Below are 467 nucleotides of genomic sequence, written 5' to 3'. Positions count from 1 at the left end.
GTCAACCGCCTGATCAGCAACGTTGCGGAGCTGATGCAGGGCGATCTGGAGCGCCGCGGCATCGCTCTGGAACTCGGTCTTGACCCGAGCGACCCTGTCTGCGTGGTCGACCGAGTGTCTGTCGAGCAGGTCGTGCATAATCTCGTGCGCAACGCCGCAGACGCCGTCGAGGCCCTGCCGCAGGAGCGGCGGACGGTAAGCGTCACAACAACCGCTGACAGGGACGCGGCCGCGATTGTGGTCCGGGATTTGGGTCCCGGGATCCCTGCCGTGGACCTGCCGCGCCTGTTTGAGCCGTTCTTCACCACCAAGCCCGATGGCATGGGCCTCGGCCTTTCGCTTTGCGAGCGTATCGTCGAGGGCTTCGGCGGGCAGATCATGGCGGCGAGTGCGCCGGAGGGTGGTGCCGTGTTCACGATCCGCCTGCCACTGCTCGGCGGCCGTTGGAAGGAGGCTGCTGAGTGAAT

Annotated in this window: 1 protein-coding gene; it reads left to right on the top strand. The window is 66.2% G+C overall.

The window, feature by feature from the left end; genetic code table 11:
• Nucleotides 1–465: sensor histidine kinase (locus KBI52_RS00845; protein ID WP_247654086.1), on the top strand; the 465-nt coding region annotated here is incomplete at its 5' end.
• Between the last annotated feature and the right edge of the window lie 2 nt (nucleotides 466–467).

This window comes from Microvirga sp. HBU67558 (assembly GCF_018069605.1).
In the GTDB taxonomy this organism is placed as follows: Bacteria; Pseudomonadota; Alphaproteobacteria; order Rhizobiales; family Beijerinckiaceae; genus Microvirga; species Microvirga terrae.
Note: the sequence above shows the minus strand (reverse complement) of the source record. Positions and strands in the feature narration are given on the sequence as shown.